Origin of the sequence: Flavobacterium kayseriense, from assembly GCF_014305095.1 — a bacterium.
In the GTDB taxonomy this organism is placed as follows: Bacteria; Bacteroidota; Bacteroidia; order Flavobacteriales; family Flavobacteriaceae; genus Flavobacterium; species Flavobacterium kayseriense.
Window position 1 is genome coordinate 312,612 of the sequence record NZ_JACRUI010000004.1, and the last position, 17,357, is coordinate 329,968.

Consider the following 17,357-nt stretch of genomic DNA (forward strand, 5'->3'; position numbering starts at 1 on the left):
GCAACGTCATTTTTCTTGGCTCTTTTATCTAACATAAAACCTAAAAAGATGATTAACTTATTTAATACGCATATCGAGACGCTTTCTATCCACAGAGTGGGAAACAAAAGTCGCAATGAAGCCATTTTTTTATCAGAACAACCTTTTAGTCTTAATGATGAAATTGTTCCATTGATGAAGGAATTTTTCTTGAAACCTTTTAGAGAAAAAGAGGAAAATTATTATCAGTTTGCTCATGAAGTAGATTTAGACTATAATGACATGTTTAAATTTGCAACAGAAATTTTTGATAACCCGTCTACATTACATGAAACTTCAAAGAAAATCACAAAGCATTTATTTGAGCAATCTAATCATCCACATATCAAAAATGGAGAAGTTTACGTAACTTATTTGACAAATGTAAACATTGACAACAATCCTGTAGATGCCATTGGAATCTTTAAAAGTGAATTGCAAGCCGACTTTTTACAATTTGAAGAGAAAGGAACGCACCTTGAGATGATTTTGCAACAAGGTGTTAACTTAGGTAAATTAGACAAAGGATGCATTATTTTCAATCACAAAAAAGAAGAAGGGTATAAAATTCTAACTGTTGATAGTAACCGCTATGATGCGCGTTACTGGCTAGAGCATTTCTTATCTGTTGATGCATTTGAAGATGAAAATTTCATTACTAAAAAGTACTTGAAATTTTGTCAAAACTTTGCAAAAGATGTTGTCTTTCCAGCCGAAGACAAGAAGGAAGAGGTAATGTTCATGAACCGATCTGTAAATTATTTTGCGAAAAATGATCAATTTGAAGAGACTAATTTCTTAAATGAAGTATTAGACAATCCTGATTTAATACCTGAATTTAAAAATTACAAAGTAGATAAAGGAGAAAAGTACAGTATTGAAGATATAACCTCATTTCCTATTGCAAACGCAGCAGTATCTGACGCACGTAAATCAATAAAAAACGTGATAAACTTAGATACAAATATTCAAATAAAAATGGATTTCATCAATCCTGAAAGCGCTGAAAAATATGTAGAAAAAGGGTGGGACGAGGAAAAACAAATGTATTACTACCTTGTTTATTTTAATAAAGAAGAAAAAAATTAATATTTAAAGAGAAATTTGCGTTGACCTCGCTGCTAATAGATTCAATCCCCAATTAAAAATTTAATTGGGGATTTTTTTTTGTATCTTTCATAGACCTGCAACGATCGTTTATTTGTAAATTTGCAGCCTCAATTCCTTAGTATGAACATTAATATATTCAAAGAAAGTCCTTTCAAAACGCTAATTTCTTTTCATAAACTCGTTGAGTCCATGGAAAGTATTGCTGAATCTGATGTTGATTATCGTTCTAATTATGCAAAAGCTTTACTAGCTGAAATTGAATCAGTACCTGAGTTCAGAACAGGAATCTCTAATTTGTCGACTATAGATAAACACAAAGAACTTATACATAATTTACTATCGGACTTATTCCCTACTGCTTTAACAAATAATGAAATTAAGGCTGTTACAATCCCTTTTCAAAACCTAACTTTTAATTTTACCGAAAGGTTCAAAACAATATTGAGAGATGCAGGAGATTCTTTTGATATGACAATAAGAGATTTTAACGATGACGAGTTCTACATCATGAGTTGCCTACTCATATTAAATACTTGTTACCAACAGCATTTTGATATTAGCCGACCTTTGTTTTATGATATCCCTGATACAAATGGTATTCACAAGCATTACCGAATTTTATACAATGTTGATTTTATCGAACTAATGCCAACCGACAAAGCCGTTGCCTTAACCAACGATGACATTAATTTGTTGATGGACAATTATGATGATATTGCTTTATGGAAAACAAAATTCCCTCCAGAAAGTTGGATTTTAAAAGGCTTTGGTATTGTTACACTATTTAACGCCACCATCGAGAGTGCTATATCTAACCTAAAAACTAGTCTTTTAAAACCGGAGCAAAAACAAAATGATATTGACGAGAATACACAAGATATTTTTAGATCTATTTTTAAAATTCCTGATTTAAGAGTAGGTCTTATTCTGTTCAATCAAGAAGAAAACAAGTTTACGAAACCCCCATTTAATAGTAATACCATAGAGAGTTTCATTCTTAATGACAACGAGGAAATTAACTGCGAGAATACTACTTTTGGCTGTTCCCTCAAAAACATTTTAGAATCTAAAAAGCCTTTTAGTATTTCGAATGTAATGAAATTTGGCTCGACCGATAGTAATCAAGGATTTGCAGAACATTTACTTTCACAAGGTATTCAAAGCTGTATTTTAGCTCCTGTAATAAAAGGAAATAAATTATTAGGTATCATAGAACTTGTGTCTTCTCAAATAGGGGAACTAAATTCGTTAAACGCAAACAATTTAGATTTAATACTCCCCTATATCGTAGATACTTTAGAGCGATACAATAGTGATCTACAAAATCAAGTTGAAGCTATTATCCAAAGAGAATATACTGCTATTCATTCGAGTGTATACTGGAAGTTTAAGAACGAAGTTCAGAAATATTTTCAAAACAATGTTTTCAACAAAGAATATGTTTTTAAAGAAATTGTTTTTAAAGAGCTCTATCCGCTTTATGGACAAATAGATATCAAAAGTTCGTCAGAACATCGTAATGAAACGGTGAAAACGGATTTGATCGCACAACTAGAACGTCTGTTAATCATCTTTAACAATTTAAAAACGAGTAATGAACTCTCATTATTAGAACAAAGAAAGTTTGAAATGCAATCCTATATTTTAGGTTTAGAGAACGAACTGCAAGCAGATACAGAACAACAGATTCAAAATTATATTAAAAATCAAATTCACCCTATTCTAACAACTTATCAAGATGACAAAGAGAGCCTGCTTCTAATTACCACCTATTTTGAAGATTTAGATCCTAAAACAGATTTGTTTTACCATGCTCGAAAAAAGTTTGATGATGCTATGTCCATCATCAACAAAAAAATGTCAAGCATTATAGACCAAGAGCAGGAAGCAGCACAGGCCATTTTTCCGCATTATTTTGAACGCTTTAAAACTGATGGTGTTGAACACAATATGTACATCGGTGCATCTATAACACCTACACAAACTTTTGATTTACTGTACCTAAATAATTTGAGATTGTGGCAGTTGCAAACAATGTGTAAAATGGAATTGGAGCATCATCAATTAAAATCTGCCTTACCGTATAAACTGGATGTAACATCATTGATTCTTGTATTTAGCTCTCCTATCTCTATCCGGTTTAGAATGGACGAAAAACGATTTGATGTTGATGGAACTTATAACGCACGTTACGAAGTGGTTAAAAAACGCATTGATAAAGCACATATTAAAAACACCGAAGAAAGAATAACACAATCAGAAAAGATCACGATTGTTTATTCTCATAAATTTGAACAAGCTGAGTATTTGAAATATATAAAATTTCTACAATTCAAGAAAATACTAGAAGCAGAAATTGAGCAATTTGATGTCGAAGAATTACAAGGAGTATCGGGACTAAAAGCAATTCGAATAAAGGTGGATAACAAGAAAGAGCAAATCTCCGATAAAAAATATTCGTATCAAGAGCTTTTAGATGAGCTGCATTAAATACTTGAAGAGTTAAAAGCAATTACAAAAGCTATTACAGAGATTATTAATCCTACCATAAATACATTGTAGGTAATTCGCAATAACTTATATTTTTTTTCTAAAACAAGACCTAAAAAGTACAAATCCTTTATCATGGAATTATATAAATATTCGTTGTCTTTCATCATTTCATTAACAGCCCATTCATATTCTTCCAAAGGCATTCTGTAAAAATTCCCAAAGAACAAGAGGTTTACTTTCTTATCTTCAATATCTTGCCTCGTAAAAACACCTTTTGTGACTTTTGGCCTTGTAGATAGTATAGCGAAAATGATAGAGACCACACTAAACATCAAAAGAACAAAAGTAGGGATGATTAAATGAGTGTTTCTAGGACTATCTAATTTTGGAATAATCGATGACAAAGCTATTGAGATTATAATCGCATTTACAGATAACAAAATATTAGCTTTACTATCCGCAATACCACTTAAACGAGTATGATTATTTAATGTTACTCTAAACAAAGTGTCTACACCTCGATCTGGCTTCACTTTTTTAGATTTCTTTTTCTTTGGCTTATCTTTTGTCAAAGGATTGGTGGTATTCAGCTCTATATTCTTTATTGTTTCTTCTATCAATTTAATGTTTTTTTGCTTTAGTGGCTCCCAGTGTGTCCTTGCATAATCGGTATAATACGTATGATAGTCTCTTAAAACCTTCAAATTTTCTTTTGCCCACTCTAAATCATTGTATTCTATCTGGCGCATCACGCGCCATTCCTCCCTAAGCAACTCACAGCGATCAAAATAATCATCGGTTGTAAAGTGATGATAATCTGCATCTCTAATAACTTTGGCAAGAACTGTTGTAGGATTATAATTATAAGTCGTGGCTTGGATTACATCGCAAACAGTCTCTATATAAGAAGATGATTTTTGTTTATCAATTAAAAAATCAGGCACAATTTTTGAACTAGATATCTCATGTTTATCACATCCGTTAATATATCCGGTATCATGAAACCAAGCTGCAATTAATACCATTTCTGTATCAACTTCATTTAAGTCTTCAGCAATAGCAAGCGTTTTAACAGCATTGACCACTTCTAAAGTATGATTAAAATTATGATAGGTATATGAGTCAGAAAGTTTATCTTTGAGTAATTTACAAACGAAATTTTCAGCTTGTTCTATAAGATTCATGAAAAATTTTTTACGCTACTAAAATATGAAATTGTTTCCAATTAATCGAATCTTCAAATACAATATATCCCTTCTTTTCATTTTTACCGTCATAGTACTACAATCGTGTGCTACTAATAACGTACAACTTGGAGAAAACAATAAAAACCCGAGTACCGATAACGAACCTAATCATACAAAAATTGCGCACACCTTTTATTTAATAGGTGATGCTGGTGATTCAGATCATCATAACAGTAAAATAATACTGCAATCACTAGAAGAGAAATTAGTTAAGGCCGATAAAAAAAGCACATTGCTATTTTTAGGTGATAATGTTTATCCAAAAGGGGTTCCTCCTGAAGAAGATAAAACTAACTATGAAATTGCTGTAAATAAATTAAAGAATCAATTAAAAATTACTACAGATTTTAAAGGTAAAACTGTATTTATTCCTGGGAATCACGATTGGTATAGTGGCATCAAAGGATTAGAAAGAGAAGAAAAAATAATTCAAACTTATTTAAACGATAAAAAAGCATTTTCTCCACGTAAAGGTTGCGCAATCCAGGATGAAGATATTAATGATAATATTTGCTTGGTTACAATAGACAGTCAATGGTTTCTAGAGGACTGGGATAAATCACCAACCATAAATGACGACTGCACCATCAAGAGTCGAGAAGCTTTTTTTGAGGAATTAGAGAGTGTACTAACAAAAAATAAAGACAAAATAGTATTTATTGCTATGCATCATCCCTTAATGAGTAACGGAACACATGGCGGACAATTCTCTTTAAGAAAACAATTATTCCCGCTAGAACAAAATATACCTTTACCTATTGTAGGATCGTTATTTAATATAATTAGAAAAACGTCTGGAATTAGCCCACAAGATATTCAAAACAAACAATATACAGCTTATGTCAAGCGAATTAAAACTATTTTACAGAGCCAAAACAATGTTGTTGTTCTTTCTGGACATGATCATAATTTACAATATATTGACAAGGAGAATATAAAGCAAATAATTAGTGGAGCAGGCTCTAAGTCTGAGGCCGCAAGAGCAATCAATGCGAATGATTTTTCATACGGTAAAAATGGTTATGCTGTGGTTGATGTGTACGAAAATGGAGAAACTAATGTTTCCTTTTTTGGTCGAGAGGCAAATAAAACACAATTGCTACTAAAAAAAAGAATCTTCTATCCAAAAAAAGAAGTAGTAATTAAGTATCCTGACACCATCCCAAGTACCTTTCAAAGCGCCATTTATACACCCGAAATGATTAAAAAAAGTGGTTTTTATCGTTTCCTTTTTGGAACTCACTACAGAAAATATTATGGCTTACCTATAAATGTACGGACAGCTAGCATTGACACCATCTATGGTGGACTAAGTCCTTTAAGAGCAGGTGGCGGACATCAATCAAGATCGTTGCGATTAGTTGATTCTAAAGGAAAAGAATACGTAATGCGTGCTGTTAAAAAAAGCGTGGGGCGTTTTTTACAAAGTGTTGCTTTTAAAGATCAATATGTGGAAGATGATTTTAGAAATACATATGCCGAAGGTTTTTTATATGACTTTTATACCACAGCACATCCCTACGCTCCCCTAGGAGTTGGAAATCTTGCTCAAAAAATAGGGGTTTTGCATACCAATCCTGAATTATTATATATCCCTAAACAAAAAGGTCTAGCAGAATTTAATAACGAATTTGGTAACGAATTATACTTAGTTGAAGAGCGACCATCTGACGGTCAAAAAGACCTAACTACCTTTGGAAAACCGGATGCCATAATAAGCACAGAGGATGTATTAGAGAACCTTCACAAAGACGAAAAATATGTTATAGATGAGAACGAATATATAAAAGCCAGACTATTTGATATGCTCATAGGAGATTGGGACAGACATTATGACCAATGGCGTTGGGCAGAGTACAAAAAAGGAGACCAAGTAGTTTATAAACCAATCCCTAGGGATCGTGATCAAGCATTTTCTAAGTTTGATGGGGCACTTTTATCTGTTTTAATGAATATTCCGGCTTTGCGACACATGCAAACATTTAGGGAAGATATAAAAAACGTAAAATGGTTTAATAGAGAAGCGTATTCTCTCGATCTTGCATTGTTAAAAAATAGTACGGAAAAAGATTGGATCACTCAAGCAAAGTATATTCAAGACCATTTATCTGATGAAACAATTGATCACGCCTTCGATAGTATTCCTCAAGAGGTACAAGATTATACCATTTCAAAAATTAAACTAAATTTAAAACAAAGACGGGAGCAATTAACAAAGTATGCAACAGCCTATAATAAGGTTCTTTTGAAAACAGTTATTATTGTTGGAACAAATAAAAAAGACAAAATCAGCATTAATCATAGCTCGAAAAATAATAGTACCGTAAGTGTGTATCGCATAAAAAAAGAAGGACATGAGTTACTGTACACTAAGGAGTTACAAGACTCGAAAACTAAGAATATTTGGGTTTATGGTTTGGATGATGATGATGAATTTGAAATAAAAGGAAATATAAAATCAAACTTTAACATTAAGCTTATTGGTGGACAAAACAATGATATTTACACTGTAGAGAGAGGAAGCAATACTCAAATAATTGATTTTGAATCTAAGGATAATACGTTCGATATCGATTCTAAAACTAAAAAATTGTTAACTGATGACTATCTTACTAATCTTTACAATTACAAAAAACCAAAATACAACGCTTTCTCTGGATTACCCACTATTGGCTTTAATCCTGATGACGGTTTAAAATTTGGCGCTAGTGTAAACTACACGGTAAACCATTTTAAACAAAATCCTTACACAATAAAGCACATCCTAAAGGCTAATTATTACTTTGCGACAGGAGGTTTTGAGCTTTTATATAATTTACTAATACCAAAAATAACGGGACAATGGAATCTTGATTTAGCCTCCCAAGTGACTAGTCCCAACTTTGCAATTAATTATTTTGGAAACGGAAACAATACAATTAATGAGCAGGAGAGTAAAGGAATGGATTACAATCGTGTCCGAATTAGAATTTTAAAAGCAGAACCTCAACTAAAAAAAGTTGGCCTTTATGGAAGTACAGTTGTCTTAAAAACTAGTTTTGAAAGTTATGATGTTGAACAAACGATAAATCGTTTTGTTGCTATCTCCGGACAAGTATCCCCTTCTGTATTTGATAGTCAACAATTTGCAGGAGCAAGTCTAAAATACAGTTATGAAAATTACGACAATCCTTCTTTACCTACTATGGGAATGGGCTTTTCTATAGATGGAGGCTGGAAAATTAACATAAATGACACTAAACGCAACTTTCCTACAATAGAGTCTAAACTTAATTTCAATCATAGGATTGATTCTAAAGGAAAACTTATTCTGGCCACCTTATTAAAAGCAAAAGCAATTCTAAACAACAACTATGAGTTTTATCAAGGGGCAAGTTTAGGTGGAGATTATGACTTAAGAGGGTTTAGAAACCAGCGTTTCTTGGGTAATCAGTCTTTCTTTCAATCAAGTGATTTGAGGTATTCATTAGGTAATATAAAAAACAGTATAGTGCCTATGTCATTTGGCGTTTTTGGTGGCTTTGATTATGGTAGAGTTTGGCTTGACGGCGAAACCTCAAACAAATGGCACCAATCGGTTGGAGGTGGTTTGTGGCTTAATAGCTTAAATAAACTTACTGCGCGATTAACTTATTTTAAAAGCGCTGATGACGAAGCCCGAATCACATTTGGCTTAGGGTTGGGATTTTAATTGCTCTAAGGTTACTTCATAAACATAGCCTCCAATTTTTTTGGTCTTTTCATCGGCGATTATTATAGTGGAATCGTCTTTGAAACAAATCGCTTCTTTTTGAGAAAAATGATTTAGCTGTAACTCTTTGTCTGTTCCAGATAAAAAGTTATCCGAAGTAAAATTAGTAAACAACCATACTTTAGCATGACATAATAAAACCACAGTTGCCCCATCTGGACTAAGAGTAGCACTAGTTATTGCATTTTCTGAAAAACTACCACCTGTCTTAAATTTTCCGATTAATTGGGCTTGATGAAAACCTGCTTTATTAGGAACTTTATATAAAAAAGTAGTACCATCAAATGAGCTACTTCTATTTTTAGTAAAAAGATAGAAATTGTTTTCTACCTCAAAAAAAGCTTCAACATCATAAAACAACTCCTTGTTTTTTGGTGGGAATTTATTTTGCTCAGGGTAGGCAAATGAAATTTTGTAGGTCGAATAAGCTTCCTTCTTAATCAAGGAATCTTTTTGAATTTTATAAATACATAAATCCTTACGTTCATTATCATTATTACCAAAATCTCCAATATATAAATTACCCTGCTGATCTTTTGTAATATCCTCCCAATCAACATTTTTTGCATCGACAATCCTTATACTGTGCTGCAGCTTTCCCTCATTATTTAAGCCGTAAATAACATTGTCATTTCCACTATCTTCAACAGCATAGAGTAGCTTAGAGTCATTAGAATAGATAATACCCGATACTTCTTTCAATTTTTTAGGCAATGCAAAACGTTTAGTCAAGATGTCAGACTGCTGCTTACAAGAAAGTAGTAAAGCTAACACTAGTAGTAAAAAAGGGTATTTCATTGTTTCAATATGTTTCATGTGTTGATTTCTCTTTTAATAAAGAAATGTAATTAAAAACCAGGTTTAAATAAATTTGCGTGTTTGTAGTTTCTTGTAATAAATTTAAAAGCAGCACTCAACACATTACCCATTCGTTTCGCATTTTTAAAGTTCATATCATTGGTATAGCGATATAAATCCATTTTAAGTTGCTCTATATGTTCTGGTGGAGCTATGTTATCTTGCCCCATAATTCTTAAAATTCTTTTAATACGATTTTCAGCAGATATGATTCTTTTTGCTAATGCAGCGCGTTCTTCATTTTTATACTGCTCTATAGAACTATCTTGTAGTTTTTCACGCACCAATTTAACCATTGGTAAATTTTCTTTAAAAAACTGAGGCCTGTAAATCTTAAAATTACCCTCATAACATTGCTGGTCAAAATCAATCGGACGTATTTTGTATACTACTTGGTCAAAATCATGAATAGGAACTATAACGTAATTATAAGCTCTCATATCACCCAACAGTCTAATCATACAACGTTCATTAAATTTCACAAACTCTTTGGCAATTTGTGCCTTCTCAGATTCAGTGCAACTTGTTAAAAGCGTTTCTATAAATACATCGCCCGGTATACCTATAATGTGTTCTTCGATCAATGTATCCTCATAAACTAAAAAATTTATCTTATCAGGTGATAAAATATGTTCGAGCTCTAAACCGTAAATACGCGAAGCATCTGCTTTTTTTACGTAAAAATGAGTATAATTATCATTTAGAATATTTCTCACTTTAACTCTAAAAGGTTTAGAATTACCAAAAGTGCAGTAGTCAATTGCATCTACGTTCAAAAACTTAATAATATCCACGTTACCATCTGAGTGCAGCAACGAATAGATCTTTTTAAGATTTAAATCAATTTCGTTTCTTTCAAATTCATTGTAAAACACACGAGCCCATAGCGTATCTTGATCATTTTTATCATATACATTAATAGCTCCTGAAAACCGCAATAAATCATCATAACAAACAGAAACTTTAGAAATACGATCAAATCGCTCTAAGTAATCAAAAAGTAGCTTATTGATTGGGTAGGAAGGTTTTTTGAAAAGTATATTTGAATCGCTCATGGTCGTTTTTATTAAATACAAATTTACACCAATTTAAAACCAAAAAACAATAAATCACTAACTAGTTGATTGCAATAGAAATCATTCAGGAATTCTATAATTAGTCTAGATCTTAAAAACTAGCAACAGCCTTGAATGAAGAGCATCAAACTTCGATGCTTTGTCCGTAGTGAAGTTCCATAGTTTTGAAGTGATAAGAATCGGAATATATTTCCAATTTTTATTGTCCACTAATAACTAATTCCACTCTAAAATTTCCGCCAAATCGTAGGAACATTAAACAAAATTTAATTCCCAAGTAACAATTAGTACTCAAACTCGTCATACATGAAACTAAAAGACAAGAATTTTGGAAACAATACTTTCGATTAAAAACCTTAATAAACGATATGGCAGCTTGCAAGCGCTAAAAGATGTTTCATTTGATATTCAAAAAGGACACGTTTATGGTATTTTAGGACCTAATGGTAGCGGGAAATCAACAACCCTAGGTATTGTTCTAAATGTAGTTAATAAAACCTCTGGTGATTACAGCTGGTTTGATGGTAAAATGGAAACTCATGAAGCACTGAAAAAAGTAGGAGCTATTATCGAAAGACCAAACTTTTATCCCTACATGACAGCTGCTGAAAACTTAAAATTAGTATGTAAAATTAAAAACATTTCGTACGATAAAATTCAGCAGAAATTAGAACTTGTTGGTTTACAAGATCGAAAAAACAGCAAGTTTAGCACATTTTCATTGGGTATGAAGCAGCGCTTAGCAATTGCTTCTGCGCTATTGAATGATCCAGAAATTTTAATTTTAGATGAACCAACTAATGGTCTAGATCCTCAAGGAATTCATCAAATTAGAGACATCATTAAGGAAATAGCTTCACATGGAACAACAATTCTCCTTGCTTCTCACCTATTAGACGAAGTAGAAAAAGTTTGTTCTCATGTACTAATTTTAAGAAAAGGAGAAGTGCTTTATTCTGGACGCGTAAATGAAATGACAGCTAACGAAGGTTTCTTCGAAATTCAGGCAGATGACAACGAAACCCTAAAGTCGGCTTTACTGACGCATCCAGCAATTGAAAGTATCAAAGTACAAGAAAATAAATTTTATGTCTATTTAAAATCTCCACTTGAGGCCGCTGAGCTTAACCGCTTTTTGTTTGAACAAAACATCGTTTTGAGCTATTTAGTAAAACGAAAAAATAGCCTTGAAGAGCAATTTTTAGACTTGACAAACCAATCAAAATCAATTCAAAAAAATTAACTAATGAAACGATTATTATCAATAGAATTACAAAAAATATGGATGAATAAAGCCAGCAAAGTTTTAACTTTATGCTACTTTATTCTACTTTCGTTCATTGCGTTAATAGCTTCTATAAAATTTGAAATTGGTGCTATAAAACTACACTTTGCCGAAATGGGAATCTTTAATTTCCCATTTATTTGGCATTTTAACACTTATATTGCCGCGTGGCTAAAATTCTTTCTTGCTATAGTAATTGTATCAATGATGGCAAATGAGTATAGCTACGGGACCTTAAAACAAAATTTAATAGACGGAATGAGTAAAAAAGAATTTATTCTTTCTAAGTTCCTAACGATTATTGCATTTGCACTATGTTCAACAATTTTTGTGTTTGTTTTAAGTTTAATATTAGGTTATAGTTTTTCATCGTACACGGAAACAAGTATTGTTTTTTCGAGCTTAGAATACATCATCGCCTTTTTTGTAAAGCTAATTGGTTTCTTCTCTTTCTGTTTATTTTTAGGAATTCTTGTCAAACGATCTGCTTTTGCTATAGGCTTTTTACTAGTGTGGGGAATTATCGAAAGTATTGCCAAAGGTCTTTTAGTATTTCAAATTTTTCCAGATAGTAAAATAGCTGTTTACATTACACAATTTTTTCCCTTGGAATCAATGTCAAACCTTATTGTAGAACCTTTTACTCGTTTAAATGTGATAAAAAATATTGGCACACAGCTTGGTGTAGATGATATTAAAGATTACGGAGTTCCACTTTCAGCAATAGTAATAGTGTTAGCTTGGTCGTTTATCTTTATGGCACTATCCTATAAACTTTTAAAAAGAAGAGATCTGTAGTAATTATCACACCTTGGCATAGCAGACTTATAAAATAGTAATCTATTAATAACACACCTCTTTTACGTAAGTGCAACTGCAAATTGTTTGGAAGCACTTACTGCTTGTAAAACTTTAATTACTATATAGTTTTTATTTACCTATGCTCTTATAATTTAACAACCTCATAAGTCATTAAAGAACCATTTTAGTTAAAAAGATAGAAAATATTTTTATATTTTTATCACATGAAAAAAATTACCCTATTTATATTTCTGTTTGCAACAATTACCGCATTTAGTCAATTTAGCAAAACTCATTATATACCACCATTAAGTTGCTCTAACACTATCGGAGCGGGAGATCAATATTTATACATTTCGACTCCAACAACTACTAATGTCAATTTTGTAATAACACGGAATGGCGCTATTGTAGCAAGTGGTACTGTATCAAATAATTCGCCATATACTTACTCCATTGGAACAGGAAACGACACAGGCTTAATAACTCCTAAAACGGCTATTGGAGTTGTAACAAATAAAGGTTTCATTGTAGAAGCAGAAGACTTAATATATGTAAGTGTACGGCTTAATGCTGGTTTAGTCACTCAAAATGGAGTGAGTTCATATAACCACGCTGGTGGCTTAGTCTCTAAAGGAAATAGTGGACTTGGTAAAACATTTCGTCTCGGCGCAATGTCAAATCCTCTAAACGATTCCTCATTACTAAACTTTGCTTCTGTTTTAGCGACAGAGAACAATACCAAAATTACAATCTCTAATTTGCCCGTAGGCACCGTCCTTACAAGTGGGATTACAACTATTGGTGACATCGTAGTTACGCTAAACAAAAATGAAAGTTATGTATTAGCATTAGAAAACTCAGCAATTTCACCTTCGAATAGCTCAAAAATGATTGGTGCACTCGTAGAATCAGATAAACCCGTGGTGGTTAATTCTGGTTCCTTTGGAGGGAGTAATAGTAGTCTTACAGGCACACAAAATGGACAAACAGTACCTTTAGGAAGAGATATAGGTTTTGACCAAATTGTGCCTGTAGAAAAGACAGGAACTGAATATATTTTTGTTAAAGGTTTAGGTTCTGACGACATCGAGCGAATCATATTAATAGCAAATGAAGATAACACAGAGATTTATCTCAATGGAACTACGCTATTTAGAACTTTAAATAGAGGCGAATATGCAGATATTGATGGAAGTAAGTTTACAACTGGTAATTTATATATTAGAACAACTAAAAATGTTTCTGCATATCAAAGTATTGCAGGTGGAACTGGTGCAGCGAATCAAAATCTATTCTTTGTTCCACCCTTAAATTGTGCTACACCTAATATTGTAGATAATATTCCTGTAATTCAAACCGTAGGAAACACCTTTTACTCTGGTAGTTTAAATATTGTGACCGAAACTGGTGCTACGGTCACCATAAACAATAGCGCTTTTAGCGGATCACCAGTGGCTGTTCTGGGAAACCCTGGTTTTGTGCGTTATACAGTAAGTAATCTTTCAGGAAATATTGCTGTAAAATCTACACGACAAGTTTATGTGTCCTATTTCGGGACCAATAGCGCCGCAACTTACGGTGGCTATTACTCTGGTTTTGATACAAAACCAGAAATTGTAATGGATAAAATCACAGTAGCTAATTCGGCTTGTATTCCTAATGTAAATTTAAAAATAAGCACACTATCTTCCTATGATACATTTCAATGGTATTTTAATGGTGCCGTAATACTAGGAGAAGTTTCTAATTCATATACACCTTCGCAGCCCGGCTATTATCAAGTGCAAGGAAGCATTGTAGGATGCCCAAGTACAGTTCCTATTTTCTCAGATAAAATTCCAGTAAGCTCTTGTCCTGAAGATAATGATAATGATGGAACAAATAGTAATATAGATATTGACTTAGATAATGATGGGATAATAAATAGTGTAGAAGCTACTAAACTAGTTCTTAACCAATCTAATCCTTTAATAGGAGCGGAATACACCGGTTTGCAAACAGGAACGGGAACAATAGTTGGTAAGCCTGTTTATGGATTTTCATCTGAAGTTCCTGCAGGATTGATCAATAGTTCTAGCTACACTTTAAATTTTAACCAACCAACATCGGTATCCTTCACTTACATAAGTCAAAATGATGTTAACCAAAGCACGCCAGCAACGGATTACATGAATAGTGATGGCGATTTTATACTAAATGTACCAACAGATAGAACCATAACGGTAACGGATCCTGATGGCCAATTATTAATTGATACTAATTACGATGGTCAATATGAGACAGGTGTAAAAGAATTCAGTTCCTTCGAAATTCGTTTTCGATTAAACAGTACTATCCCTCTAGTAGCCGGTGCAGGAACTTTTAAATTTCAATCTTACCTTACTTCCGCAGTTGCATTTACCCATAAAAACCTATCAGAAACTAGTAGCAATAAAAGCACCTTTCAGATAGAACATTATTTATTAATCGATACTGATGGAGATGGAATTCCTAATTTACTAGATATTGACAGTGACAATGATGGAATTCCTGATTGGATTGAGGCACAAGGAAACGAGACAAAAAAATATTCAGGTATCGACACTAATAAAGATGGACTTGATAATGCTTTTGAGCCTGGTTTAGTACCTATAGATTCTGACTTAGATACAATTCTAGATTACTTGGATCTTGACAGTGATAATGATGGGATTCATGATCTTAAAGAATCTGGCAATACAGCACTAGATAGTAATCTAGACGGACGCATTGATGGTGCATCGGCTACTTTTGGCACAAACGGATTAGCAAATAATTTAGAAACTAGTCCAGATTCTGGTATGCTGAACTACACCATAGCAAATACTGACACCGATAATTTTTACAACTACATTGACCTAGACAGTGATGCCGATAATTGCTTTGACGTTATAGAAGCTGGATTTACAGATAATAATAATGATGGAATTCTAGGAACAAATCCAGTTACTACAAATAATAACGGATTAATAACTAGTAGGGTCGATGGATATACTAACCCTAGTTTAAACTATATAATAGCAGCACCAATAGTAATCATAGACCAACCTAAAGATCAATTTACTTGTGAATTTAAGCAAGCATTATTTACAATAAACACAAATACTGTTACTACCTATCAATGGCAAGTTTCTACAGACGGCACAAATTGGATTTCTATTGTTAACGGTGGTACATATACAGGAGCGACAACAAATATGTTAACCGTTAATGGCGTTACAACTTCTATGGATGGGTACCAATACCGTACGCTTTTAACAAAAAACGGTAATACCTGCGGATTAATATCTAATCCCGCATCACTTACAGTTTATCTTTTGCCCGTTTTGAACTCACCAATAACTTTAGTACAGTGTGACGACGATACAGATGGAATATCAAACTTTAACCTAACAGAAAAAAACAATACTATCACCGCAGATTTTGCTGTAATGACCTTTACTTACTTTACAACATTTAGTGGTGCTACAGCAAATAATAATCTATTTTTAATTACAAACCCAATCTCCTACACAAGCGGGAATGGTACAGTATGGTCAAGGGTAGAAAATAGTAATGGATGCAGCAGTATAGCCCAAATTAATTTAGTAGTATCTACTACTCAAATTCCTTCCTCTTTTAGCAGAACCTTAGCTACTTGTGACGACTACATTAGTCCGTCCGAAGATGATACTGACGGAATTGCAACTTTTGATTTTAGTTCTGTGAATACAGAGATTTTAAACCTACTCCCAAGTCCCAATTCTCTTTACACAATATCTTATTATGAAAATGAGCAAGATGCATTATCCGAAATAAACAAAATAGTAGATCCAACGAATCATAGAAACACAAACTCACCCAACCAACAAACCATTTGGGTAAGAATAGATAGTAACCTAGATAATGCTTGTTACGGACTAGGTCCATATATTGAGTTAGTGGTAAGTGCAAAACCTAACATTGATACAAATGAAGATCACTTAGACGACCAATTAGTATGCTCAAATTTACCATCCTTTTTTGTTCAACTCGATGCGGCTATAGTAGATGGAACGCCTACAAGCAACTACACGTATGTCTGGACAAAAGACGGGACGGTCATTAATGGTCAAAATAGTCCAACACTAGATGTGAATGCAGAGGGCGAATATACCGTAACTGTTACAACTTTGAGCGGCGGCTGCAGTAGAATGAGAACAATTACTGTTGTAGCTTCTAGTGCAGCTACTATAACAGATATTGAAATTGAAGAACTAACAGAGGTCAATGCGATAACAATAAATGTGACCGGAACTGGCGATTATGAATATTCTCTTGATGACAAATTTGGATTTTATCAAGAATCAAATTATTTTGATAATGTTCCTCCGGGAATATATGAGGTATATGTAAAGGATAAGAATGGTTGTGGAATAGTAAATAAAACAGTTGCCATTCTTGGTTTACCTCAATTCTTTACACCCAATGGAGATGGATTTAACGATTACTGGAAATTAAAAGGTGCAAGCGCCTTATTTAATTCAAAAGCTATAATTTATATTTTTGATCGTTATGGCAAATTGCTAAGTCAATTGAATCCCGCTGGACCAGGATGGGATGGTACATTTAATAACCAACCATTACCCGCAGATGATTATTGGTATACAATAAAATTAGAAGATGGCAGAGAAGCCAAAGGACACTTTGCCCTTAAAAGATAATCACAAGAAAATGAA

At 33.0% G+C, this 17,357-nt stretch carries 9 protein-coding genes; 6 read left to right on the plus strand and 3 right to left on the minus strand.

All coding sequences use genetic code 11. From position 1 onward, the window contains the following. The first annotated feature begins 48 nt into the window (after positions 1-48). Both H8R22_RS12715 and H8R22_RS12720 read left to right on the plus strand, forming a co-directional pair. Positions 49-1,107 (plus strand): nucleoid-associated protein, encoded by a 1,059-nt coding sequence (locus H8R22_RS12715; protein ID WP_187010770.1) that lies wholly within the window; start codon positions 49-51, stop codon positions 1,105-1,107. Between the two features lie 141 nt (positions 1,108-1,248). Continuing rightward, positions 1,249-3,618 carry a GAF domain-containing protein gene (locus H8R22_RS12720; RefSeq protein ID WP_187010771.1) on the plus strand — a complete coding sequence of 790 codons (2,370 nt, stop codon included), beginning with the start codon at positions 1,249-1,251 and terminating at the stop codon, positions 3,616-3,618. Here H8R22_RS12720 and H8R22_RS12725 read toward each other — a convergent pair. Then, a complete protein-coding gene (locus H8R22_RS12725; RefSeq protein ID WP_187010772.1) occupies positions 3,615-4,805 on the minus strand; it encodes a Pycsar system effector family protein in 1,191 nt (396 codons plus the stop codon). The two genes, H8R22_RS12720 and H8R22_RS12725, sit on opposite strands and share 4 nt — an antisense overlap. 25 nt (positions 4,806-4,830) lie before the next feature. On the opposite strand from H8R22_RS12725, the gene H8R22_RS12730 reads away from it, so the two are divergent. Beyond that, a complete protein-coding gene (locus tag H8R22_RS12730; RefSeq protein ID WP_187010773.1) occupies positions 4,831-8,559 on the plus strand; it encodes a metallophosphoesterase in 3,729 nt (1,242 codons plus the stop codon). Here the strand turns inward: H8R22_RS12730 and H8R22_RS12735 are convergent. Then, complete coding sequence (locus tag H8R22_RS12735; protein WP_225876026.1) at positions 8,542-9,435, minus strand: SdiA-regulated domain-containing protein; 894 nt, start codon at positions 9,433-9,435, stop codon at positions 8,542-8,544. The genes H8R22_RS12730 and H8R22_RS12735 overlap by 18 nt on opposite strands. Positions 9,436-9,467: 32 nt before the next feature. Further along, positions 9,468-10,532, minus strand: a complete 1,065-nt coding sequence (locus H8R22_RS12740) for a hypothetical protein (protein WP_187010774.1) — start codon at positions 10,530-10,532, stop codon at positions 9,468-9,470. A 349-nt stretch (positions 10,533-10,881) separates the two neighbouring features. On the opposite strand from H8R22_RS12740, the gene H8R22_RS12745 reads away from it, so the two are divergent. The 3 genes from H8R22_RS12745 to H8R22_RS12755 all read left to right on the plus strand — a co-directional run bounded on the left by H8R22_RS12745 (position 10,882) and on the right by H8R22_RS12755 (position 17,342). After that, positions 10,882-11,796 (plus strand): ABC transporter ATP-binding protein, encoded by a 915-nt coding sequence (locus tag H8R22_RS12745; protein WP_187010775.1) that lies wholly within the window; start codon positions 10,882-10,884, stop codon positions 11,794-11,796. Between the two features lie 3 nt (positions 11,797-11,799). After that, positions 11,800-12,636: an ABC transporter permease gene (locus H8R22_RS12750; RefSeq protein WP_187010776.1), complete on the plus strand. Its 837-nt coding sequence runs from the start codon at positions 11,800-11,802 to the stop codon at positions 12,634-12,636. A 227-nt stretch (positions 12,637-12,863) separates the two neighbouring features. Continuing rightward, a complete protein-coding gene (locus H8R22_RS12755; protein ID WP_187010777.1) occupies positions 12,864-17,342 on the plus strand; it encodes a T9SS type B sorting domain-containing protein in 4,479 nt (1,492 codons plus the stop codon). Positions 17,343-17,357: the final 15 nt, after the last annotated feature.

Coding starts and splice junctions, on each gene's coding strand:
- H8R22_RS12715 (WP_187010770.1), top strand. CDS start 49: ATGATTAACTTATTTAATACGCATATCGAGACGCTTTCTATCCACAGA.
- H8R22_RS12720 (WP_187010771.1), top strand. CDS start 1,249: ATGAACATTAATATATTCAAAGAAAGTCCTTTCAAAACGCTAATTTCT.
- H8R22_RS12725 (WP_187010772.1), bottom strand. CDS start 4,805: ATGAATCTTATAGAACAAGCTGAAAATTTCGTTTGTAAATTACTCAAA.
- H8R22_RS12730 (WP_187010773.1), top strand. CDS start 4,831: ATGAAATTGTTTCCAATTAATCGAATCTTCAAATACAATATATCCCTT.
- H8R22_RS12735 (WP_225876026.1), bottom strand. CDS start 9,435: ATGAAACATATTGAAACAATGAAATACCCTTTTTTACTACTAGTGTTA.
- H8R22_RS12740 (WP_187010774.1), bottom strand. CDS start 10,532: ATGAGCGATTCAAATATACTTTTCAAAAAACCTTCCTACCCAATCAAT.
- H8R22_RS12750 (WP_187010776.1), top strand. CDS start 11,800: ATGAAACGATTATTATCAATAGAATTACAAAAAATATGGATGAATAAA.
- H8R22_RS12755 (WP_187010777.1), top strand. CDS start 12,864: ATGAAAAAAATTACCCTATTTATATTTCTGTTTGCAACAATTACCGCA.